Raw genomic sequence first — 22,063 nt, 5'->3', positions numbered from 1 at the left:
ACCGTGCGGCGGGCCGGTCAAGGCATCCCTTGGAGCGTTCTGTGGAACGTCGTACTCTCCTGCGCACGGCCGTACTCGGCGGCACGTCGGCCGTCTTCGGCGGCACCCTGTGGCGCGGCGCCGCGTACGCCGCGCCGGCCCAGCCCGGTCCCGGCCCGTACGGGGCGCTCGGCTCGGCGGACGCCAACGGCATCCGGCTGCCGAGCGGCTTCACGAGCCGGGTGATCGCCCGTTCCGGCCAGACGGTTCCCGGCACCTCGTACACCTGGCACAACGCCCCCGACGGCGGCGCCTGTTACACGAACGGATCCGGCTGGATCTACGTCTCCAACTCGGAGATCAATCCGTCCGGGGGCGCGAGCGCGGTGCGGTTCTCCTCGACGGGCGCGGTGACGTCGGCGTACCGCATCCTGTCCGGCACCCGCCAGAACTGCGCCGGCGGGCGGACCCCCTGGAACACCTGGCTGTCCTGCGAGGAGGTGGACCGGGGCTATGTCTACGAGACGGACCCGTGGGGCACCAAGGCGGCGGTCCGCCGGGACGCGATGGGCCGTTTCAAGCACGAGGCGGCGGCCGCCGACCCCACCCGGGGTGTCGTCTACATGACCGAGGACGTCACCGACGGCTGCTTCTACCGCTTCCGGCCCACGACCTGGGGCGACCTGTCGTCGGGCACGCTGGAGGTCCTGGTGGCCGGTACCGCCACCAGCGGGCCGGTGACCTGGTCCCGGGTCCCGGACCCCACCGGCGCCACCGCCACCCGCAATCAGGTGTCCGGCGCCAAGCGCTTCAACGGCGGCGAGGGCTGCTACTACGCCGACGACACCTGCTGGTTCACGACGAAGGGCGACAACCGCGTCTGGCAGTACAACGCGGCCGCGCAGACCATCGAACTCGCCTACGACGACTCGCTGGTCACCGGCGGCACGGCCCCGCTCACCGGCGTCGACAACGTCACGGGCACCTCCTCGGGCGACCTCTACGTCGCCGAGGACGGCGGCTCCATGGAGATCTGCCTCATCACCCCGAACGACACCATCGCCCCCTTCCTCCGCGTCGAGGGCCAGTCCGCGTCCGAGATCACCGGGCCCGCCTTCTCCCCCGACGGCCGCCGTCTCTACTTCTCCAGCCAGCGCGGGACCAGCGGCAGTTCATCGGGCGGGATCACGTACGAGGTGACGGGCCCTTTCCGGACCGCATAAACAGAAAACAGCGGAAGACCTCGGCAAGTCCCCGAGCTCCGCGAACTCGCCGAACTCGCCGAACTCGCCGAACTCGTCGAACTCGTCGAACTCGTCGAAAATATCGAACTCACTGCCGCCCCAGACTTGTTCGATTTTGCTTCTGCTAGGTTCAGCGCGTGGTCATGCCCAATGAATCGGGGCCGGAGAGCCTCGGAGTCGGCGCCCGTCCGCGCAAGGTTCTTCTGGCGGCATGCGGTACCCGCGGGGATGTACAACCCTTTCTCGCATTGGCCGTGGCGCTACGTCGCCACGGCCATCAGCCGTTATTGGCGGCCCCTTCCGCATACGCGCCCGAAGCGGCCGCGCACGGCGTCGATTTCGCCGCGATCGACGACGGCCCGACGCGGATCCTCGACGAGACGGCGACCCGACAGATCATCGACGGCGGCCTCATGGGGGTGCGCGGGAAGATCGCGGCCGCGCGGACCGTCGCCCGGCTGAAACACCTGATGATCGCCCCGCTGCGGGACGTGGCGGCCATCGCGCACGACCACGCCGACGTGGCGGCGGTGGTGCATTCGGCGGCGTTCCCCGTCCAGCACGTCGCCGACATACTCGGCGTACCCGCCTTCGTCGTGGCGCTCCAGCCGGGCTGGATCCCCACCGACGCCTTCCCCTGCCCGCTGATGCCGCTCCCCCGGGTGCCGCGCTTCCTGAACCGGAGCACGTACGCCCTGGTCACGGCGGCCCAGCGGTCCCCTGAGGTGGAACGCTGGCGGACGCGCGAACTGGGGCTGGCGCCCCGCCGACACGGTGCCCGGCGGTGGCTGCGGGACCCCGAGGGCCGACGGCGCCCGGTGCTCCAGCCGTTCAGCCGGCACATCACCCCGGTCGACCCAGCATGGGGCGACGCCGTACGCACCACGGGATTCTGGTATCTGCCCACGCGCCCCGACTGGACGCCGCCCAGGGAGCTGAGCCGGTTCCTCGACGAGGGTCCGCCCCCCGTCTACATCGGCTTCGGCAGCATGACCGGCACCCGGGCCCGCCGCAACCACGCGCTGGTCACCGAGGCGATCCGCCGCACCGGCGTACGGGCCGTCGTCGCGACCGGCTGGGGCGGCATCGGTGCGCCGGTCAGGAACTCCGCCCCCCTGTCACCGAACATCCTGATGATCGAACAAGCCCCGCACGACTGGCTCTTCCCCCGTACGGCCGCGATCGTCCACCACGGCGGCCCGGGGACGATCGGAGCCGCCCTCGCCGCGGGCCGTCCTCAGGTCCTCTGCCCCCACATGGGCGACCAGACCCACTGGTCCTCCCGGATGCGAGCACTGGGCGTCGCCCCCGCGCCCCTCACCGCCCGCGCCCTCACCGCACCCGGGCTCGCGGAAGCGATCACCACGGCGGTGACGGACCGCCACCTGCAGCGGCGGGCGCACGAGATCTCCGGCCTCGTCCGAGCCGAGAACGGCGTCGACGCTGCGGTGAATTCCCTGCTGTCGCACCTCATTTGATCCCGATCCTCACCCATCCTTCCTCCTCCCCATCGAACTCCCCCGAAAAAAATTCCCCCCGACTTCCCCCCACAAGTCATGAACAGAAAGCCCCCGAGTGCTGCAAATCCCCTTCTCCGACGTCACCATCGAGCCCGGCACCCTCATCTCCTGGTCCCTGCACACGAGGCGCTCCCCCCACGAAGCACAGCTTTCCCCCGCCGAATCAGCCACGCCCTCATCCCCGTATTCACCGCACAAGCCCTCCTCGCACGCATCCGTCTCGCACACATGCACCTCGCACACATCGGCCTCGCACAAATCGGCCTCGTACAATCAGGACAAGCACCACTCCTCGTCCGAGGCGACCCGGAGTACGAGCGACGGGATCGCCAGTTCGATCACGGTCACCTTCGAGATCGCGGGCCGACCGGACACCACGGCCCTCGAAGCGGCGCTCCTGCTCCTCGTACGGCGTCACGAGGTGCTGCGCAGCCAGTTCCAGCGACTGGCCGGTGACCTGAACTGCACGGCGCTGGCGCCCGAATCCATCGCCCTGGAGGCGGAAGAGGCCGGCCGCTTCCACAGCGGGGACGATCTGCATACCCACCTCGACAAGACGTTCAAGAGCATCGACACGCTCTCCTGGCCGTTGTTCCTCATGGGTGCGGTGGTCCGGGAGAACGGCGCCACGGTCTACCTCTGCTTCGACCACATCGTGTGCGACGGCCTGTCCATGCCCGTCGTCGTGAACGAACTCCAGACCTCGTACGCCGCCTTCTCGGCCGGCCGCACACCCGAACTCCCCACTGCGGCGAGCTACTTGACCTTCGGTGACGACCAGCGGCGCCGTTACGCCTCACTCCGCCCCGACGACGAACGCCTGGGCTACTGGAAGGACTTCATCCGCGGCAACGGCGGCTTCTTCCCCAGGTTCCCCTTCGACCTGGGCGTACCGGAGGGCCACCTGTACCCCTTGGTGAACCGGGCCCTCCCCCTCCTCGACCCGCACCGCACCGACGCCTTGGCAGCGGGCGCCCGCGCCTCGGGCGGCAGCGTCTTCACCGCCATGCTGGCCGCCGCGGCGACGGCCCAGCACCGCTTCGGGGGACCGGGGGTCTACCGGGGCCTGCTCCCCGTCAGCGAACGGACGGACGAGGGCCGAGGCGAGGACGGACGGGAGGACGGAAGGGCGGACGGACGGGAGGACGGAAGGGGTGACGGGAGGGCGCGCGGAGGGGCGCCGAATCCGTGGCAGCACTCCGTCGGCTGGTTCGTGAACACGATGCCGATCGAGTTCCGGGTGGGCGAGGGCGGGACGGACCACGCCACCACCATCGCGCGGGCTCGCGCCGCGTACGGCGAGTTGCAGCGGCACACCGCCGTCCCCTTCGTACGGGCGTGGGAGTTGCTGGCCCCGGAGACCTTCGCGCAGCACCACTGGCCGTTCCCGGTGAACTTCTTCTCCTACATCGACTTCCGCAGGACCCCTGGCGGCCTCCAACACCCGCTCTGGAAACCGACGTTGCACGTCTGGGCCGCCCGCGGCAACGGCATCAGCCACTGGTTCCACCGCACCGCCGCCGGCCTCCACGTCAACATGCTGCACGTCGACACACCCCAGGCACACGAGATCGGTGACGCCCTCCACGACGAGCTAGTACGGGTCCTGCGGGAGATCGCGGGCGAACGGGGCAGCGTGCCGGTACCCATCCCCCGCCCGTCCCGGGGAAGGCCGGCCGTGCGGAGCTGATCGCCGAGGAGGGGCGGCGGGCCGGGCGCACGACCCGCCGCCCCCTCAGTGGAACTCGTGCACGACCTCGATCCCGCCCACGATGTGCGCGTTGAGCTCCTCCAACTCCTCCGCCGGGACCCAGAGTTCGAGGATGGTCTTCCCGCCGGCCTGGCGTACGGGGTACCGCCGCAGGAACTCCGTCTCGACCTCGAACCGCGTGACGTACCCCGCGCCGTCGTGCTTCACGTTCCAGTCCCGAGCGATCTTGACGGCGTACTCCTCATCGAGCACCGGATAGAAGATCGGCTGCTCGGGAAGCCGAGGAGGCCATGCCCGCCATTCCGCCTCCCGCACCAACCCCAGCTCTACGGGCCCGGTCGGCCGCCACAGGGTCGTCGTCTCTCGCTGCCCGCTCACGGAACGCACCACTCCTCGTACCCGGCGACCGCCGTTCGGCCCCGCCGGGCGGCGACACTACCCACACCCCGTGGGGAGAGGCACGGGAAATACGGCCCGCGCCGACCGTCTCGGAGGCTCGGCACCCCGCCTCACGCCAGTGACCCACATCACATCCGACTGCTGTCAGCAATCGGAGCGCCATCTCGTTCAGGAGGCACGCGAACGAGACAGGAGCATCGTCATGAAGCACCGCATCGTCGTCCTCGGCGCCGGATACGCCGGAGCCTTCGCCACCGGGAACCTGGCTCGTCGGCTCTCCCCCGCCGACACCGAGATCACCGTCGTCAACGCCGCGCCCGACTTCGTCGAGCGCATGCGGCTCCACCAGCTCGCGAGCGGCCAGGACCTCACGACACGCCCGCTCGCCGACGTGTTCGCCGGCACCGGGGTGAGGTTGCGCGTGGCGCGCGTCACCAGCATCGACCCCGAGCGCAGGACGGTCACCGTGACCGGCGAGACCGGGGCGGTCGCGGCGGACGGCGAGGCCGGGGTCCGCGAGCTCACGTACGACACCCTCCTCTACGCACTCGGCAGTTCGGTGTCCCACCATGGCGTGCCCGGTGCGGCTGAGTACGCCTACGACGTGGCCGGTCGGGCCTCGGCGCTGCGGTTGCGTGAGCGGCTGACCGCACTGGGCGAGGGCGGCTCCGTGCTGGTCGTCGGTGAGGGACTGACCGGGATCGAGACCGCCACCGAGTTGGCCGAGTCCCGGCCCGACCTCTCCGTCGCGCTCGCCGCCCGAGGTGAGCTGGGCGCCTGGCTGTCCCCGAAGGCCCGCCGGCACCTGCGCCGGGCCTTCGACCGGCTCGGCGTCACCGTCCACGAGCACACCACCGTCGCGGCCGTCGAGCCGGCACGGGCGATCGCCGCCGACGGTACGTCCCTCCCGGCCGACGTGACGGTCTGGTCGGCCGGGTTCGCCGTGCACCCGATCGCGGCCGCCGCCGGCCTGCGGGTCTCCGGGACCGGCCAGATCGTCGTCGACCGCACCATGCGCTCGGTGTCGCACCCGGACGTCTACGCCGCCGGCGACAGTGCCTACGCGATCGGCGAGAACGGCCGGCCCCTGCCGATGTCCTGCGCCTCGGCCGGCTACACCAACATGCAGGCGACCGCCGCGATCATCGCCCGCCTGACGGGCCGCGAGGTCCCGACGGTCGGGCTGAAGTACCACGGCAACCACATCAGCCTCGGGCGGCGGGACGCGATCTTCCAGGCGGTGGACGGGGAGGTCAGGTCGAGGTCCTGGTACCTGGGCGGTCGGACGACCGCACGGCTCAAGGCGGGTGTGCTCAAGGGGGCCGCTCTGGGCATCGCCCACCCGACCTTCGGCATGCCGAAGCGCCGGCGCCGCCTGGTCGCCGTGCCCGACGGGGGTGGCGTGCGGGCCGCGAGCACGAAGGCCACGGGTCCGAAGACCGCCGACGCGCACACCACCGACCCGAAGACCACCAGAGTGAACACCACCAGTGCGAAGTCGGCCGGCGTGAAGTCGGCCGGCGTGAAGTCGGCCGGTGCGAAGTCGGTCGGCGTGAAGTCGGCCGGTGCGAAGTCGGTCGGCGTGAAGTCGGCCGGTGCGAAGTCGGCCGGCGTGAAGTCGGCCGGTGCGAACGTCACGGCGTGACGGCCCCGGCGCGAAAGCCCCCATGCGAAAACCCGGATATGGAAGCCCTGTTGGGAAGAGCGCCGCATAGGCTCCCGTGCATGGACACCGCGGCCATCGACCGATTCGAGGCCGGCCGGGCACGGCTGGCCTCGCTCGCGTACCGTCTGCTCGGCTCGGCGGCCGATGCCGAGGACGCCGTGCAGGACGCGTTCCTGCGCTGGCAGGCTGCGGACCGGGACCTCATCGAGGTGCCGGAGGCGTGGCTGACCAAGGTCGTCACCCATCTCTGCCTCGACCGGCTCCGCTCGGCGCAGGCGCGCCATGAGCGCGCCGTCGGAGACTGGCTGCCCGAGCCGCTCCTGGAGGGCGACCCCATGCTCGGCCCCGCCGAGACCTTCGAGCAACGCGAATCGGTGTCGCTGGCCGTGCTGACCCTCATGGAGCGCCTCTCCCCGGTCGAGCGGGCCGCCTACGTCCTGCGCGAGGCCTTCTCGTACCCCCACGCGGAGATCGCCGGGATCCTCGACATCAGCGAGTCCGCGAGCCAGCAGCATGTGCACCGGGCCCGGCGCCGCGTCGCCGCCGAGCGCCGCGGCGGCGACGCGGTGGATCCGGCGTCCGCGCGCAGGATCGTCGAGGAGTTCCTCGCCGCGGCCGCGTCGGGGCGCACCGAACGGCTGGTGGAACTGCTCACCGCCGACGCGACCGCGATCTCGGACGGGGCAGGGCTGGCCAGGCGGCTCCTGCGGTACAGGACGCCCGAGCGCATCGCGTCCCTCGCGCGGGCCGGCTTCAGGCCGACCGCGGCGAAGCGGCGACTGGCGGGCGGTTCCCCCGCGATGCACATCGCGCTGGTCAACGGCTCCCCGGCCGTCATCGCCGTGGTCGAGGACAGGGTCGTGGGAGCGGTGGCGTTCGAAGTCGCCGACGGCAAGGTCGCGTCCCTGCGCGGAATCGCCGCGGCGCACCGGCTGACGCGCCTCAACGAGGCCTGGCAGCGGCACGAGCCCGACGCGCCCGTCACGAGCGCGTGGTGATCGAGGGGTCCGGGCCCCGGTGACGGGGCCGGCCGGAGCGAGCACAGCGGCAGGCGGCGCCTCCCTCGGTGGCGCCGCCTGCCGCTCCCCGGACCGTTCGGCCCCCGGTGATTCAATCCCGCCGGATCAGTTCCGGATCGATACGGCGCCCGACGAGCGGCAGTGCGCCGACCGCGGCCACGGCGACCGCGCCGAGCGCGCAGGCCAGCAGCAGGGGGATTCCGGCGCCGTCCCAGTAGACGGCACCGCCGCCGGTCACGAGGTAGCTGGACTCGGCGAGCTTGCCCAGCACCACGGCCAGGGCCAGGCCGACGGCCAACGGCACGACCACCTGCGCGACCTGCACGGCCCGCAGCGTACGGGGTCGCGCCCCGAGCAGCGACAGCGCGGTGACCTGGGGCTTCCGCTCCACGGCCCGGTCGGTGGCGGCGACCAGGTAGGCGGCCACGCCGATGATCAGCCCCAGCACCATGCCGATGCCCAGGAGGCTCTTCACCACGGTGATCTGCTGCAGCGACGTGACGACCACCCCCGGCGTGCCGACCTCCGTGGTGGGGTCCACGCCTCCGATGCCGTCGAGGACGGCGCGGACGGTTTCGGGGGCTGAGCTGCTGAGGAGAGTGAGGGTGGCGACGTCGGGGCGGTGATCAGCGGGGATCGCGGATGGAGGGAGCAGGACGGAGCCGCTGTCGATGACCGGGAGTTCGTAGTCGTCGGCGTACCGCAGGACTTCTCGCGGCACCTTCACGTGCATCACGCGCCGATGTCCTTCGTGCCACAGGTCGAAGGGGAAGCGGGTTCCCGGCTTGCTCTGCTCGAACGCGACTTGATTCGGGTCCCACAGCCGCATCGGGCGGCCGTCCACACAACCGTGGACCTCCCGCACCAGCTTCCGGAGTTGATCACACGTGGCGACCACCACATTCAGGCTCGGATCCACCTGGCCGAACTCGGGACTCGACCGTGATTCCATGACGACCGCGTGTCCCCGGACGCCCTCGACCTCCTCCCAGGCCTGCTGCCGGTCTGCCGTCGTACCCGCGAGCGAGATGTTGTACGTCTGGATCGGGGACGTGTTCTTGGAGACCTGGTCCAGTTCGATCAGGACGCCCTGCACCAGCGATGCGGCGAAGACCAACATCACCAGACCGGTGGCCACCCGCAACGCGCCCCCGGGTTCCACCTCGTTGCGTCGCATCGCCAGGCCGAGGGAGACCGAGTGGGTGGCGCGGGCCACCCTCTGCGCAAGGGTCCGGGAGAAGACCGGCAGCATCATCACGAGCCCGATGCCGACCAGAACGACGGCGAGGGGCATGAGGATCGAGGAGAGTGCCGTGTCCCGGGGGGCGTTGTCCGTCAATCCGGCCACGCAGTACCCGATCACGATGCCCATACCCGGGACCAGCGGAAGCAGCCCCCACTTTGCGGGCGGCCTCTCCACGGCGCTTCGTCGAACGGCCAGTGGGTTCGCCGCCGCCTTCCTCGCGCTGGCCCGGCCCACGTACCACGCGAGCGCCGGGCAGCCGACGCCGCAGATCAAGATCGTGGAGAGAGACAGCGCCCCGTCGCCGGGGTACCACTTGAAGCCGGGCACTCCGATGTGCGAGACGAGCTGGTTCGTGATCGAGTAGGCGCCCAGTCCGAGCGCGGCACCGAGTGACGCGGCCGCGACGGTCTCGGCGGCGTTGACCCGCTGGGTCCCCTTCCTGCTCAGGCCCAGCAGTCTCAGAGCAGCCAGTCGCCTGGCGCGCGCTGCCGCCGAGAGCCTGGCGCACACGGAGAGGAACACGGCCAGAGGCAACAGCACGACGCCGGCGAGAGTGAAGCGCACGATGTCGAGCGTCGAGGGTTCCAGGGTGGGATGGTCGGCGTAGCTCCTGCCGAAAGTCGTCACACGGTCGCCACCGTCTTCGAGTTCCTCCCGGCCGACGCCCACGTACGCATACAGTTCGTCGGGGTGGGCCAACCCCTGGGCACCGATGGTCCCGTTGTCGTCACCTGGTAGAAGCTGGGCCAGCTCAGGTTCCCGTTGGAGCGCCTCGCGCAGCCGCGGGGACACGAACAACTCGCCCGGGGCAGGGAGTTCTTTCAGGCCCGGCGGAGGCTCGATACGCCTCGTGCCCCGGGCCACAAAGACCCGAGTGAGGGGCTCTGAGCCATAGGGGTCCATCCGAGTGAGTTCGAACGGGTCACCTTCCGTCGCGACACACTTCATCCCGTTGGGTTCCCGCTTGCACTCCGGGACACGCGCCGCCTTGCGCCCGTCCTGCGCTTCCAGAATCCCGGGAATAGCCAGCACAACAGCCAGACAGCACACACCGATCGCGCTGCCCGCGACCATGAGGAGGAAGCGCACACGACTCCCCCGTCCGGCCCCCAGGAGCAGCCGAAGCCCCAAGAGGAGCTCCTTCACGACACCTCCCGCACCTCGGCCGAAAGGACTCCGTCGCACATGGTGAAGCGGTTGTCCGCGCGGGAGGCGACCTCGGCGTCATGCGTCACCAGCACCACAGCCGTCCCCTGGGACCGGGCGAGGCCAAGGAACTCCTCCAGCACGGCCGTGGCGTTGGAGCTGTCGAGCGATCCGGTGGGCTCGTCGGCGAACACAACCGCCGGCCGGTGCACCAACGCCCGTGCCACCGCCACCCGTTGGCTCTGTCCGCCGGACACCTGGGAGGGCCGTCGCTCACGTAGATCCGCGAGGCCCAGACGCCCCAATACCTCTCCGGCAGTAGCCAGCGCCTCCTTCTTGCGCCGCCCGGCGAGCCGCAGCGGAAGGGCGGTGTTCTCCTCCACGGTCAACTCCGGCAGGAGTTCGCCGTACTGGAAGACGAACCCGAACCGCTCCCTGCGCAGCTGACTGAGCTCCTCGTCATCGAGCTCCGCGAGGCACCGGCCCTCGAAACGGACTTCACCACGAGCCACCGGCAACACCCCTGCCAGGCAGTACAGCAGGGAGGACTTCCCGGAACCGCTCTGCCCGGTGATCGCCACGACCTCCCCTCGGCGCAGGGAGATCTCCGCGCGCCTGACAGCGGGAGTCTCCCCGTAGAGCAGGTCGACCCCCTTGGCAGAAAGGACTTCTGATGTATTGATCTCGTACCCCTAGGAAGTGCAGGAGCCCAGGCTGGATCGCCTGGGCTGTGGGTGCGGGAAGGCTCAGTCGCGGTCGTAGTGGAAGCTCAGGGTCGGCGAGCAGTTGTCCGGGCGCAACGAACCACGGTCACGGCAGGCGCGGATCTTCGCGTCGTTCGTGTACTGCTGAGCACCACTCCAGTTGGAGTGATGCATCCTGACCTCCCTCTGCTGCTTCCCGTAGTAACGCGCCCAGCGATGTCCCTCCACCCTGACCTGCACATACACGTTGTGTCCGTCGCTGGTGTCGACGTCCCTCAGCAGCCCGGACCACTCGAAAGCGCCGTGATTGGTTCCCGGCGGATTGAACTTGTAACGCCCCTCGGTGAACTCCACGCCCCGCGTATCCAGCAGCGGAATGCTCCCCCGCTCCTGCGCCACGAGCGCGACCCCCGCCCCCGTGAGAAGCAGCCCCGCGGCCACGACCCCGACCATCGCCCTCTTCATGCGCACCTACGTGTCCACCGGCAGCCCGACGACCACCGTGAATCACGGACTGTAACGCCCCAACTGCACACAGAAACGATCGATCCACCCCACCACCACCGATTCAGGTGGTCTTGAAGCACAAGAAGCACAACCCCCCAAAACCCAGAAGGCGGCACCCCCCGCACGGGGTGCCGCCTTCTCTTCGTGGACCGGAACCGCCGCCCATCGGTGAGGGTCGGTCGGGGACAAGCAGCGGTTCCGGGGCTAGGGGGTCGGGGGCCGGGGTGGTGGCCGGAGGTTACCGGTGGTCGCTCCCGGTGGACTGCGACGCCGCGCGCCCCGCCTCCAGGCGGGCCACGGGGATGCGGAAGGGGGAGCAGGAGACGTAGTCGAGGCCGACCTCGTGGAAGAAGTGGACGGACTCCGGGTCGCCGCCGTGCTCGCCGCAGACGCCGAGCTTGAGGTCGGGGCGGGTCGCCCGGCCCGCCTCCGCCGCCAGCTTCACCAGGGAGCCCACGCCGTCCTTGTCGATCGTCTCGAACGGGCTGACCCCGAAGATGCCCTTCTCCAGGTAGGCCGTGAAGAACGACGCCTCGACGTCGTCGCGGCTGAAGCCCCACACCGTCTGGGTCAGGTCGTTCGTGCCGAAGGAGAAGAACTCCGCCGCCTCGGCGATCTGCCCGGCGGTCAGCGCGGCCCGCGGCAGTTCGATCATCGTGCCGATCGAGAGCTTGAGCGAGGTGCCGGTCGCGGCCTCGACCTCCGCGATGACCTCGTCGGCCTCCTCGCGGACGATCTCCAGCTCCTGGACGGTGCCGACGAGCGGAATCATGATCTCGGCGCGCGGGTCGCCCTTGGCGTTCTTCCGCTCGGCCGCCGCCTCGGCGATCGCGCGGACCTGCATGGTGAACAGGCCGGGGATGACCAGGCCCAGACGCACACCGCGCAGACCCAGCATCGGGTTCTGCTCGTGCAGGCGGTGGACCGCCTGCAACAGTCGCAGCTCGTTCTCGTGGGGCTCCTGGCGGGACTCCGCCAGGGCCACCCGGACCGACAGCTCCGTGATGTCGGGGAGGAACTCGTGCAGCGGCGGGTCGAGGAGACGGACCGTCACCGGGAGGCCGTCCATCGCGGAGAACAGCTCCACGAAGTCCTGCTTCTGCAGCGGTAGCAGGGCCTTGAGGGAATCCTCGCGCTCCGCCTCCGTGTCGGCCAGGATCAGGCGTTCGACCAGTTCACGGCGGTCGCCGAGGAACATGTGCTCGGTGCGGCACAGGCCGATGCCCTGGGCGCCGAAGCGGCGGGCGCGCAGCGCGTCCTCGGCGTTGTCGGCGTTGGCCCGGACGCGGAGGCGGCGCTTGCGGTCGGCGAAGGCCATGATGCGGTGGACCGCCTCGACCAGTTCGTCGGCGTCCTGGGCACCCGCGTGCATCCGGCCCTCGAAGTACTCCACGACCGGGGAGGGGACGACGGGCACCTCACCGAGGTACACCTTGCCGCTCGAACCGTCGATGGAGATGAGGTCGCCCTCCTCCACCACATGGCCGCCCGGCACCGTCATCCGGCGACGCTTGGTGTCGACCTCCAGCTCCTCGGCGCCGCAGACGCACGTCTTGCCCATGCCGCGCGCGACCACGGCGGCGTGGGAGGTCTTGCCGCCGCGCGAGGTCAGGATGCCCTCGGCCGCGATCATGCCGTCGAGGTCGTCGGGGTTGGTCTCACGGCGGACCAGGATGACCTTCTCGCCCGAGCGCGACCACTTCACGGCCGTGTACGAGTCGAAGACCGCCTTGCCGACCGCCGCGCCCGGAGAGGCCGCGATGCCCCGGCCGACCTGGGCGACCTTCGCCTCGTCGTCGAAGCGGGGGAACATCAGCTGGGCGAGCTGGGCGCCCGTGACCCGCTGGAGGGCCTCCGCCTCGTCGATCAGGCCCTGGTCCACCAGCTGCGTGGCGATCCGGAAGGCCGCGCCCGCGGTGCGCTTGCCGACGCGGGTCTGCAGCATCCACAGCTGGCCGCGCTCGATGGTGAACTCGATGTCGCAGAGATCCTTGTAGTGGTTCTCCAGGGTCTCCATGATCTGCATCAGCTGGTCGTACGACTTCTTGTCGATCGACTCCAGCTCCGCCAGGGGGACGGTGTTGCGGATGCCCGCGACCACGTCCTCGCCCTGGGCGTTCTGCAGGTAGTCGCCGTAGACGCCCTGGTGGCCGGAGGCGGGGTCGCGGGTGAAGGCGACGCCGGTGCCGGAGTCGGGGCCGAGGTTGCCGAAGACCATCGAACAGACGTTGACGGCCGTGCCGAGGTCGCCGGGGATGCGCTCCTGGCGGCGGTAGAGCTTGGCGCGGTCGGTGTTCCAGGAGTCGAAGACCGCGTGGATGGCGAGGTCCATCTGCTCGCGCGGGTCCTGCGGGAAGTCCCGGCCCGCCTCGGTCTTGACGATCTTCTTGAACTTGGTGACGAGCTTCTTGAGGTCGGCCGCCTCCAGCTCGGTGTCGACGACGACCTTCTTGGCCGCCTTGGCCGCCTCCAGCGCCTCCTCGAAGAGGTCGCCGTCGACGCCGAGGACGGTCTTGCCGAACATCTGGATGAGCCGGCGGTAGGAGTCCCAGGCGAAGCGGTCGTCGCCGGCCTGCTTGGCCAGGCCCTGGACCGACTTGTCCGACAGCCCGATGTTGAGGACCGTGTCCATCATCCCGGGCATCGAGAACTTGGCGCCCGAGCGGACCGAGACGAGGAGCGGGTCGTCGGCCTGACCGAGCTTCTTGCCCATCTTCTCCTCGAGGGCGACGAGGTGGGCGGTGACCTCGTCACGGAGTGCCGCGGGCGCGTCGCCGCTGTCGAGGTAGACCTTGCAGGCCTCGGTGGTGATGGTGAAACCGGGAGGCACGGGAAGACCGAGGTTGGTCATCTCGGCGAGGTTCGCGCCCTTGCCGCCGAGAAGGTCCTTGAGGTCCTTGTTGCCTTCGGTGAAGTCATAAACAAACTTCACGCCCTCAACGCTCTGAGCTACGTGGCCTACGTGGGGATCTTTGTTTTCCGACACAGGTCCCAACTCCTTGAGGACGCGGTGGCTGCCCTGACGGCCAGGAACATACCCAGATCGAAGGCACCTGGGTACGTCCACTTGCGCGTCATGCGCCTGTAACCACCCGTCCGCCAGGAGATCGAAAGTCAAGGCTTGGCAAGGAACAGGGCCCCGATGTGTTCACCTCTTGAAGGGTCCATGCCTTACACGCCCCCCATTTCGCTCACATGAGCGGCAATCGGCACGCCTGAGTTCGCTCGATGAACGATCAAGGGGTGGCACCCAGTGCCACCCCTTGAAGTCGCAGAGCCGCTCATGATTCGCTCATCTGAGCGCAACCCTTATCAGGGGTGGCGAGAATCACGCGGTTCGAGAGCCACGGATTTCACCATGCGGACCGGTCCTCGGGACGGAAACACCCCTGTCACACCCCCCGTGGGCTCCGCCGCACCCCCGCGGCCCCGTCAGACCCCCAATGCCAGCAACCGCTGCTCGGCCCGCTCAGGTGCGTACAGGTGCTCGACGACCAGCCCGCCCGCCCCGGTCAGGCCCGCACGGTCCCCCAACCGCGAGACGACCACGTCCAGATGGGCCGTGGAGCGGGGCAGGGCGCGCTGGTAGAGCAGCTCGCGGACGCCCGTGAGGAACGGGGTTCCGGCCAAATCGCCGGCGATCATCAGGACACCGGGGTTCAGCAGGGTCACGACCGTCGCCAGGACGTCCCCGACGACCCGGCCCGCCTCCCGCGCCAGGGCCGTCGCCCCCGGGTGGCCGGCGACCAGCAGATCCCGCACATCCGAGCCGGAGGCCGCCGGAACCCCCGCCTCCGCCAGCCGTCGGGCCACGGCGCCACCGCTGGCCACCGCCGCCAGACAGCCGTACGAGCCGCACTTGCACAGCGCCTCGGCGCCCTGCGGCACCCGGATGTGGCCGATGTCGCCGGCGCCGCCGTCGATGCCCCGGTATATCGAGCCGCCGACCACGACCCCGGCGCCGATGCCCGTGGAGACCTTGACCAGCGCGAACGCCGAACAGCCGGCGTAGCCCGCGCGCTGTTCGCCGTACGCCATGAGGTTGGCGTCGTTGTCGACGAGGACCGGTGTCCCGGCGGGTCCGGACGCGTGGTCGGCGAAGGCGCGGGCCAGCCGGCCCCTTATGTCGTAGCCGTCCCAGCCGGGCATGATCGGCGGCTGGACGACACGGCCGGTGTCGATGTCGACCGGGCCGGGGACCGCGAGGCCGATGCCGCAGACCGCGTCGGCCGGACGGCCCGCCTTCTCCAGCAACTCGCCGAACCAGCGCCCGAGCTCGTCCAGTACGGCGTCGGGGCCCTCCTCGATGAGCAGGGTGCCGGTGTGCTCGGCCTGGATCTCGCCGGTGAGGGAGAGGACGGCGGCGCGGGCGTGGCGGGTGTCGAGGTCGGCGGCGAGGACGACCGCGTGCTCGTCGTCGAACTCCAGGGTGATGGAGGGGCGGCCGCCCAGCGGCGAGTCGACGGGGCCGCCGGCGCCCTCGCGGAGCCAGCCCGCGCGGAAGAGCCGGTCCAGGCGCTGGCCCACGGTCGCCCGGGAGAGGCCCGTGGCCTGCTGGAGCGCGCCGCGGGTGGTGGCCCGTCCGCTGCGGACCAGCTCCAGCAGATCTCCTGCACCGGCGTGACTGCCCACCTTCACGGCCCTTCCGCTCATGTCGTCCTCGGTGCCGCCATTGTCGCGGCCTCAGAAGAATCCGTTCCCGCTCACCCTCTTGCGTTCACCAACTCTGCATTACATATTGAGTTTTGCGTGTTAAGTAGACGTAACCCTACGGTAGCTACCGCCGAACCGGTCGGCACCTTGCCCTCAGGGAGCCTTGCGTGGACCGCACTACCCAGCTCACCGCCCGTCGTCCAGCCATGAGAGCTCGCGCCGGACACGACGTATACGATCCGGCGGGTTCGCCGCACCGTGCGGCGGCCGAGGTGCTGGCAGCCAACTGGACCGGCCGGTCGACCGTGCCGTCGCGCACGCTGTATCCGCACCAGTGGTCGTGGGACTCGGCGTTCATCGCGATCGGCCTACGGCACCTGTCGCCGCTGCGGGCCCAGACCGAGCTGGAGACGCTGCTCGCCGCGCGGTGGGGGGACGGGCGGATCCCGCACATCGTCTTCAACCCCTCGGTGCCGCTGGACGCTTACTTCCCGAGCCCCGACTTCTGGCGCTCCTCGACCGCGGGACGCGCCGCCGGCGCCCCGCACGCCCCCGAGACCTCGGGCATCGTGCAGCCGCCGGTGCACGCGCTGGCGGCGTGGCTGGTGCACCAGGCCGATCCCGAGCTGTCCCGGGCGCGTGGCTTCCTGCCCCGGGTCTATCCGGGACTGGCCGCCTGGCACCGCTATCTGCTGGACCGCCGGGACCTGGGCGGGGGCGGACTGGCCTCGGTCGTCCACCCCTGGGAGCAGGGCATGGACAACAGCCCCGCCTGGGACGCGCCCCTCGCCCGGATCACCCCGGCCCCGGCCCGCTCCTTCCGGCGTGCCGACCTCGACCACGGAGCGGCCGAGGACCGGCCGACGGATCTGGACTACGGGCGGTACGTGCGACTGGCGGCGGACTACCGGGACGCCGGATACCGGGATCGGGTGGGCGGGAGAAGCGGGGACCGGGTGGACGGGAGGAGCGGGGCCGGGCAGGCGGAGTTCGCCGTCGAGGACCCGGCGTTCAACGCGCTGCTCATCGCCTCCGAGCACGCCCTCGCCCGGATCGCGAAGGAGTTGGGCGCGCCGGGGACGGCCCGGCACGCGCGCGCCGAACGGCTGACGGCGGCCCTGGTGGATCGGCTGTGGGACCCGGCGGAGGGCATGTTCTTCTGCCGGGACGTCACGACCGGCGCCCTCATCCCCGAGCGCGGCGTCTCCGGCCTCGTGCCCCTCCTGCTCCCGGATCTTCCCCGTGACATCGCCACCGCCCTCGTGCGCACGATGCACGGCCCGCACTTCGGGCTCGGCGACACCACCCTGCTCGTCCCGTCGTACGACCTGACCGGCGAGGCCTTCGATCCGCACCGCTACTGGCGCGGACCGGCCTGGTTCAACACCAACTGGATGCTGGAGCGGGGGCTCAGGCTGCACGGGGAGCCGGGGCGGGCCGACGCGCTGCGGAGGGCGTTGCTGGAGACGGCGACGGCGTCCGGGTTCGCCGAGTACGTGGACCCGTACACCGGTGAGGCGTGCGGTGCGGCCGGCTTCGGCTGGACGGCCGCACTCACCCTCGACCTGCTGCATCGGGACGACCACGGTCACCCGCCCACTCGGGAGCGGCACCACGGCCGGGAGCGGCACCACGTACGGCACCACGACACCAACGAGGCCAAGTTCGGCATGAGTGACCAGGGAGGGGACCGGGGATGACGGACCGGCATCACCTGCTCGTGCGCGGCGGGACGTTCGCCGCCGTGAGCGACGGCGGCGACATCAGCGGGGTGCGGGGCGGCAGTTCACCGGACGGGTTGTTCGTCCGGGACGCCCGGCATCTGAGCCGGTGGCAGCTGACCGTCGACGGCGCGGTTCCCGAGACGCTGACACCGGTCGCGGACGGCGACGTCGCGCGCTGTGTGCTCGTGCCCCGGGGCGGCCGCCGGGAGCCGCCCGCGTACACGCTCTTCCGTGAACAGGCCGTCTCCGACAGCGCGTTCGTGGAGACGCTGCGCGTCACCAGCAACCGGCCGGTGGCGTCGACGGTCCGGATCGCCCTCACCGTCGACGCCGACTTCACCGACCAGTTCGAGCTGCGCTCCGACTTCCGTACGTACGCCAAGAGCGGCGTCATCAGGAAGCGTGAAGTCCTCGACGACGGGGTGGAGTTCAGCTATCGGCGCGGCGAGTGGCGGTCCTGTACGACGGTGACGGCCGAGCCCGCCCCGGACAGTGTGGAGGAGACCGGGACGGGGGCCCGGCGGCTCGTCTGGGCCCTCGATGTCGCGCCGCACGGCTCGGCGGAGCTGACCTGCCGGGTGATGGCGCGGACGCACGGCGACCGCCGGGCCCTGCGGGTGCCGCGTTCCCCGGCCGCCGTGCACGAACAACTGCGCGCCGTGGAGGACGAGTTCGTGGAGGGCGTGGCCTTCCCCACCGGCTGGCCGGAGCTGGCCGCGGCGTGTGCCCGCGGCCTCGCCGATCTCGCCGCGCTCCAGGTCCCGGCGACCGGCCCGGACGGCGAGACGCTCCGGGTGCCCGCCGCCGGGGCGCCCTGGTTCCTCACCCTCCTCGGCCGGGACGCCCTGCTGACGTCCCTCTTCACGCTCCCCTACCGGCCGGAGCCGGCCGCCGCCACGCTGCTCGCGCTCGCCGCGGCCCAGGCGACCGAGGTCGGCGTCGACTCGGTGGCCCAGCCCGGCAAGATCGTGCACGAGATGCGGCACGGTGAGCTGGCGCACTTCGGGCAGGTCCCCTACGGCCGCTACTACGGCTCGGTGGACGCGACCCCGCTCTTCCTCGTCCTGCTCGGCACCTATGTCGAGCAGACCGGGGACGTGACCCTGGCCCGCCGTCTCGAACGTCACGCGCGGGCGGCGATCGGCTGGATGCTCGACCACGGCGGCCTCACCTCGCGCGGCTATCTCGTCTACCGCGCCGACCAGGGCGGCCTCGCCAACCAGAACTGGAAGGACTCCCCCGGCGCGATCTGCTCCGCGGACGGCAGCAGGCCCGTCGCCGGGCCGGTGATGGCGGCGGGGGCGCAGGGCTACGCGTACGACGCGCTGCGCCGCACCGCCGTACTGGCCCGCACGGTGTGGGAGGACGAGGTGTACGCGGCGCTCCTGGAGCAGGCCGCGGGTGACCTCCGCGACCGGTTCCAGCGGGACTTCTGGATGTCCGGACACGACTTCCCCGCGCTGGCGCTGGACGCGCAGGGCGGGCAGATCGACGCCCTGGCCTCGGACGCGGGGCATCTGCTGTGGTCGGGGCTGCTGGACAAGGAGTACGGGAAGGTGGTCGGGCGGCGGTTGCTGGAGCCGGACTTCTTCTCCGGGTGGGGGGTGCGGACGCTGGCCGCCGGGCAGCCGGCGTACCACCCGCTGTCGTACCACCGGGGGTCGGTGTGGCCGCACGACAACGCGCTGATCACGTTGGGGCTGGCGCGGTACGGCCTGCACGACGAGGCGCGGGCGGTGGCCTCCGGCATGGTGGACGCGGCGTCGGCCGCCGGGCACCGGCTGCCGGAGGTGCTGGCCGGGTACGGCAGGGACACGCATCCGGCGCCGGTGCCGTATCCGCACGCGTGTGTACGGGAGTCGCGGTCCGCGGCTGCGCCGTTGGCGTTGTTGACCGCGGTGGGCGGTGCGTAGGGCGCCGTCGGGTGCGGGCGGGATCGGGGCGGGTGCGAGTGCGGGTGCGGTGGGGCTTCTCGCGCGGTTCCCCACGCCCCTGGAAGGCAGGGGCTGCGCCCCTTGCCTTCCAGGCTCCGACTGACGGCTTGACGCGGTCTTCCCCGTCGGCTCCGTCGGCTCCGTCGGCTCCGTCGGCACCTACGCGGCCTGGACGGCCTCCAGCAGGCGTCCTGCCGTCCGCCTCGCCTCCAACTCCGTCCAGGCCCATTCCGTGGTCGGGGGGCGGTGGGTCGTCCAGGTGTCCCAGTAGCTGCGGGCCTTGCCGTAGCGGTCGGCGACCAGGACGTGGGGCAGGCCCAGGAGGAGCGCCAGGACGTGGCCGTGCAGGCGGTCGGTGACGGCGACCCGGCCGGCGGTCAACAGACGGCAGCCGCGCGCCAGTTGGAGGCGGGCGAGGCCGTCGTAGGCGGCGAGGAGGGCGGGGACGGCACCGGGCGGGTCGCCCGAACCGGCGCGGCACAGGGCACGGGCCCGGCTCCGCCACAGCGCCTCCTTGGCCCGCCGCCAGTCGGTGTCGTCGCCCTCCCGGGTCCAGTCGAAGACGTACGGTCCGCCGCGCTCCTTGCGTGCGGTGCCCCGTCCGGCGGGTGGGCCCTTCGCCGATTCCTTGTCCTCCCTGGCCAGCCAGACCACGTCATGGGCGACCGTGCCGCCGGTGAGCGCGTCCGGTGGCACGGCGAAGGCCAGGTCGGGGGCGAGCAGTGAGGGGGCCTCGAAGACGGTGCGGCAGCGGCGCAGGCTGTGCCGGTCGCGCAGCACCAGCGTCAGGTCGGGGTGGGCGTCGAAGACGCGGCGGGCGCGGGTGAGGTTGGCGTGGTCCGTGAAGCGCACGGACTGGGGCAGTTGGACGATCCGACGGTCGGGGAAGTCGCGCAGGACCTGTTCGCGCAGGAGTTGGCTGTCCTCCCACAGATCACCGAGGGTGCCTCCGCCCGTCAGCATGATCGGGCCGTCCGGGAGGCAGGACGCCAGCTGCGCGGCGTCGTACGACCTCAGGTCGCAGGCGTAGCGCACCTCGGCCCCGAGCGCGTCGAGCAGGGCGCGCTGGCCGAGCCAGATCGCGCTGTCGCCGACGTTGGAGTTGAGCGGGGCGCCGATGAGCGCACAGCGGGTGCCGGCCGGGACCAGCCGGTCCAGGACGGTCAGGGCGTAGGCGACGTGGTGGGCGCAGTGGGGGACGGAGGACGGGGGCGGGGTGTACGGGGCGGGGGGCCGGGAGGGTTCGCACAGCCGGGTCGGCGGTGTGCGCGAGGGGCGCTTCGACGGGGTCCTGGCCGGCTTCTTCGGTGTCTCGTTCGCTCCGCACACCAAAAGGCGCTACCCGGACATTTCCCCACTCATTCCGAGATGACGGAAACCGGCCGCACAACGGCCGGAACACCGACAGAAGCGGGCAACTGGCTCCCGGGGGTGTCCAGTTACCCGACGCGGCACTAGCCCCCGGAGGTGTCCAGTTCGGCTTCCTCGCCCACGCCCGCGCAGTCGTACGGGTCCTTGAGCCAGCCGTCGGGCAGGACGACGCGGTTGTTGCCGGAGGTGCGGCCGCGCGGGCCGTCGGCGCCGGTGGGCCAGGGCTGGTCGAGATCCAACTCGTCGAGCCCGGCACGGAGTTCGGCGAGGGAGGAGGTGATGGCCAACCGCTTGCGCATCTCGGAGCCGACCGCGAAGCCCTTGAGGTACCAGGCGACGTGCTTGCGGAAGTCGACGACGCCCTTGGACTCGTCACCGATCCACTCGCCGAGGAGGGTGGCGTGCCGGACCATGATGTCGGCGACCTCGCGGAGCGCGGGCCGCGCGATGTCCTCCGTGCGCCCCTCGAAGGCCGCCACCAGGTCCGCGAAGAGCCACGGCCGTCCCAGGCAGCCGCGCCCGACGACGACCCCGTCGCAGCCGGTCTCGCGGACCATGCGCAACGCGTCCTGGGCGGACCAGATGTCGCCGTTGCCGAGGACCGGGATCTCGGGGACGTGTTCCTTGAGGCGGGCGATGGCGTCCCAGTCGGCCGTGCCGCCGTAGTGCTGGGCGGCGGTGCGGCCGTGCAGGGCGATCGCGGTGACGCCCTCCTCGACGGCGATCCGGCCGGCGTCGAGGTAGGTGATGTGGTCGTCGTCGATGCCCTTGCGCATCTTCATGGTGACCGGGAGGTCGCCGGCGCCGCTCACGGCCTCGCGGAGGATCGCGCGCAGCAGGTTCCGCTTGTACGGGAGGGCCGAGCCGCCACCCTTGCGGGTCACCTTGGGGACCGGGCAGCCGAAGTTGAGGTCGATGTGGTCGGCGAGGCCCTCCTCCGCGATCATGCGGACGGCCTTGCCGACGGTGACCGGGTCGACGCCGTACAGCTGGATCGAGCGCGGCTTCTCGGTCGCGTCGAAGTGGATCAGCTGCATGGTCTTCTCGTTGCGCTCGACCAGCGCCCGCGTGGTGATCATCTCGCTGACGAACAATCCCTTGCCGCCGCTGAACTCCCTGCACAGGGTGCGGAAGGGCGCGTTCGTGATGCCGGCCATCGGGGCCAGGACGACGGGCGGGGTGACGGTGTGCGGACCGATCCGCAGGGGGGCCGGAGCGAGGGACACGGGCGTGGACATTC

14 protein-coding genes and 1 pseudogene are annotated in these 22,063 nt (G+C 71.1%); 7 read left to right on the top strand and 8 right to left on the bottom strand.

All coding sequences use genetic code 11. The features are described from left to right. The first annotated feature begins 41 nt into the window (after positions 1 to 41). From RM704_RS32715 to RM704_RS32705, 3 genes are all read left to right on the top strand, one after another. Positions 42 to 1,202: an alkaline phosphatase PhoX gene (locus RM704_RS32715; RefSeq protein WP_033530111.1), complete on the top strand. Its 1,161-nt coding sequence runs from the start codon at positions 42 to 44 to the stop codon at positions 1,200 to 1,202. A 164-nt stretch (positions 1,203 to 1,366) separates the two neighbouring features. Beyond that, on the top strand, positions 1,367 to 2,701 hold the full coding sequence (locus tag RM704_RS32710; RefSeq protein WP_078937300.1) for a glycosyltransferase: 1,335 nt from the start codon (positions 1,367 to 1,369) through the stop codon (positions 2,699 to 2,701). Between the two features lie 97 nt (positions 2,702 to 2,798). Further along, positions 2,799 to 4,433 carry a condensation domain-containing protein gene (locus tag RM704_RS32705; RefSeq protein WP_033530109.1) on the top strand — a complete coding sequence of 545 codons (1,635 nt, stop codon included), beginning with the start codon at positions 2,799 to 2,801 and terminating at the stop codon, positions 4,431 to 4,433. Between the two features lie 45 nt (positions 4,434 to 4,478). On the opposite strand, the gene RM704_RS32700 is transcribed toward RM704_RS32705, so the two are convergent. Next, positions 4,479 to 4,832 carry a hypothetical protein gene (locus tag RM704_RS32700; protein WP_033530132.1) on the bottom strand — a complete coding sequence of 118 codons (354 nt, stop codon included), beginning with the start codon at positions 4,830 to 4,832 and terminating at the stop codon, positions 4,479 to 4,481. 223 nt (positions 4,833 to 5,055) lie between these two features. Here RM704_RS32700 and RM704_RS32695 point away from each other — a divergent pair. Both RM704_RS32695 and RM704_RS32690 read left to right on the top strand, forming a co-directional pair. Further along, positions 5,056 to 6,270: pseudogene (locus RM704_RS32695) on the top strand (NAD(P)/FAD-dependent oxidoreductase); the annotation flags it as partial. A gap of 308 nt (positions 6,271 to 6,578) precedes the next feature. Further along, on the top strand, positions 6,579 to 7,517 hold the full coding sequence (locus tag RM704_RS32690) for a sigma-70 family RNA polymerase sigma factor (protein ID WP_033530108.1): 939 nt from the start codon (positions 6,579 to 6,581) through the stop codon (positions 7,515 to 7,517). 112 nt (positions 7,518 to 7,629) lie between these two features. Here RM704_RS32690 and RM704_RS32685 read toward each other — a convergent pair whose 3' ends face one another. The 5 genes from RM704_RS32685 to RM704_RS32665 all read right to left on the bottom strand — a co-directional run bounded on the left by RM704_RS32685 (position 7,630) and on the right by RM704_RS32665 (position 15,794). Further along, complete coding sequence (locus tag RM704_RS32685; RefSeq protein WP_033530107.1) at positions 7,630 to 9,930, bottom strand: FtsX-like permease family protein; 2,301 nt, start codon at positions 9,928 to 9,930, stop codon at positions 7,630 to 7,632. Beyond that, positions 9,927 to 10,574 carry an ABC transporter ATP-binding protein gene (locus RM704_RS32680; RefSeq protein WP_052146294.1) on the bottom strand — a complete coding sequence of 216 codons (648 nt, stop codon included), beginning with the start codon at positions 10,572 to 10,574 and terminating at the stop codon, positions 9,927 to 9,929. Before RM704_RS32680 ends, RM704_RS32685 begins: the two co-directional genes overlap by 4 nt. Before the next feature lie 102 nt (positions 10,575 to 10,676). Next, on the bottom strand, positions 10,677 to 11,099 hold the full coding sequence (locus RM704_RS32675) for a hypothetical protein (RefSeq protein ID WP_033530105.1): 423 nt from the start codon (positions 11,097 to 11,099) through the stop codon (positions 10,677 to 10,679). Between the two features lie 280 nt (positions 11,100 to 11,379). Next, a complete protein-coding gene (gene ppdK / locus RM704_RS32670) occupies positions 11,380 to 14,127 on the bottom strand; it encodes a pyruvate, phosphate dikinase (protein WP_052146293.1) in 2,748 nt (915 codons plus the stop codon). A gap of 446 nt (positions 14,128 to 14,573) precedes the next feature. Further along, positions 14,574 to 15,794, bottom strand: a complete 1,221-nt coding sequence (locus RM704_RS32665) for an ROK family protein (RefSeq protein WP_192829775.1) — start codon at positions 15,792 to 15,794, stop codon at positions 14,574 to 14,576. A 167-nt stretch (positions 15,795 to 15,961) separates the two neighbouring features. On the opposite strand from RM704_RS32665, the gene RM704_RS32660 reads away from it, so the two are divergent. Then, the gene (locus RM704_RS32660) at positions 15,962 to 17,494 is read left to right on the top strand and encodes an MGH1-like glycoside hydrolase domain-containing protein (RefSeq protein ID WP_033530103.1); all 1,533 of its coding nucleotides are present in this window, start codon (positions 15,962 to 15,964) and stop codon (positions 17,492 to 17,494) included. Then, positions 17,491 to 19,431 carry an amylo-alpha-1,6-glucosidase gene (locus tag RM704_RS32655; RefSeq protein WP_033530102.1) on the top strand — a complete coding sequence of 647 codons (1,941 nt, stop codon included), beginning with the start codon at positions 17,491 to 17,493 and terminating at the stop codon, positions 19,429 to 19,431. The genes RM704_RS32660 and RM704_RS32655 overlap by 4 nt, the downstream gene beginning before the upstream one ends. A 180-nt stretch (positions 19,432 to 19,611) precedes the next feature. Here RM704_RS32655 and RM704_RS32650 read toward each other — a convergent pair whose 3' ends face one another. Together RM704_RS32650 and dusB are read right to left on the bottom strand one after the other, a co-directional pair. Then, on the bottom strand, positions 19,612 to 20,781 hold the full coding sequence (locus tag RM704_RS32650) for a polysaccharide pyruvyl transferase family protein (RefSeq protein ID WP_052146292.1): 1,170 nt from the start codon (positions 20,779 to 20,781) through the stop codon (positions 19,612 to 19,614). Positions 20,782 to 20,906: 125 nt separating this feature from the next. Continuing rightward, positions 20,907 to 22,061, bottom strand: coding sequence for a tRNA dihydrouridine synthase DusB (dusB, locus tag RM704_RS32645; RefSeq protein WP_033530101.1), 1,155 nt, complete (start codon positions 22,059 to 22,061; stop codon positions 20,907 to 20,909). Between the last annotated feature and the right edge of the window lie 2 nt (positions 22,062 to 22,063).

It is taken from the genome of Streptomyces gottesmaniae, assembly GCF_031845845.1.
Taxonomy (GTDB): domain Bacteria; phylum Actinomycetota; class Actinomycetes; order Streptomycetales; family Streptomycetaceae; genus Streptomyces; species Streptomyces akebiae.
Note: the sequence above shows the minus strand (reverse complement) of the source record. Positions and strands in the feature narration are given on the sequence as shown.

Excerpts from the sequence above, each read along its gene's own strand:
- dusB (WP_033530101.1), bottom strand. The coding sequence starts at position 22,061 with ATGTCCACGCCCGTGTCCCTCGCTCCGGCCCCCCTGCGGATCGGTCCG.
- RM704_RS32710 (WP_078937300.1), top strand. The coding sequence starts at position 1,367 with ATGCCCAATGAATCGGGGCCGGAGAGCCTCGGAGTCGGCGCCCGTCCG.
- RM704_RS32675 (WP_033530105.1), bottom strand. The coding sequence starts at position 11,099 with ATGAAGAGGGCGATGGTCGGGGTCGTGGCCGCGGGGCTGCTTCTCACG.
- RM704_RS32655 (WP_033530102.1), top strand. The coding sequence starts at position 17,491 with ATGACGGACCGGCATCACCTGCTCGTGCGCGGCGGGACGTTCGCCGCC.
- RM704_RS32665 (WP_192829775.1), bottom strand. The coding sequence starts at position 15,794 with ATGAGCGGAAGGGCCGTGAAGGTGGGCAGTCACGCCGGTGCAGGAGAT.
- RM704_RS32690 (WP_033530108.1), top strand. The coding sequence starts at position 6,579 with ATGGACACCGCGGCCATCGACCGATTCGAGGCCGGCCGGGCACGGCTG.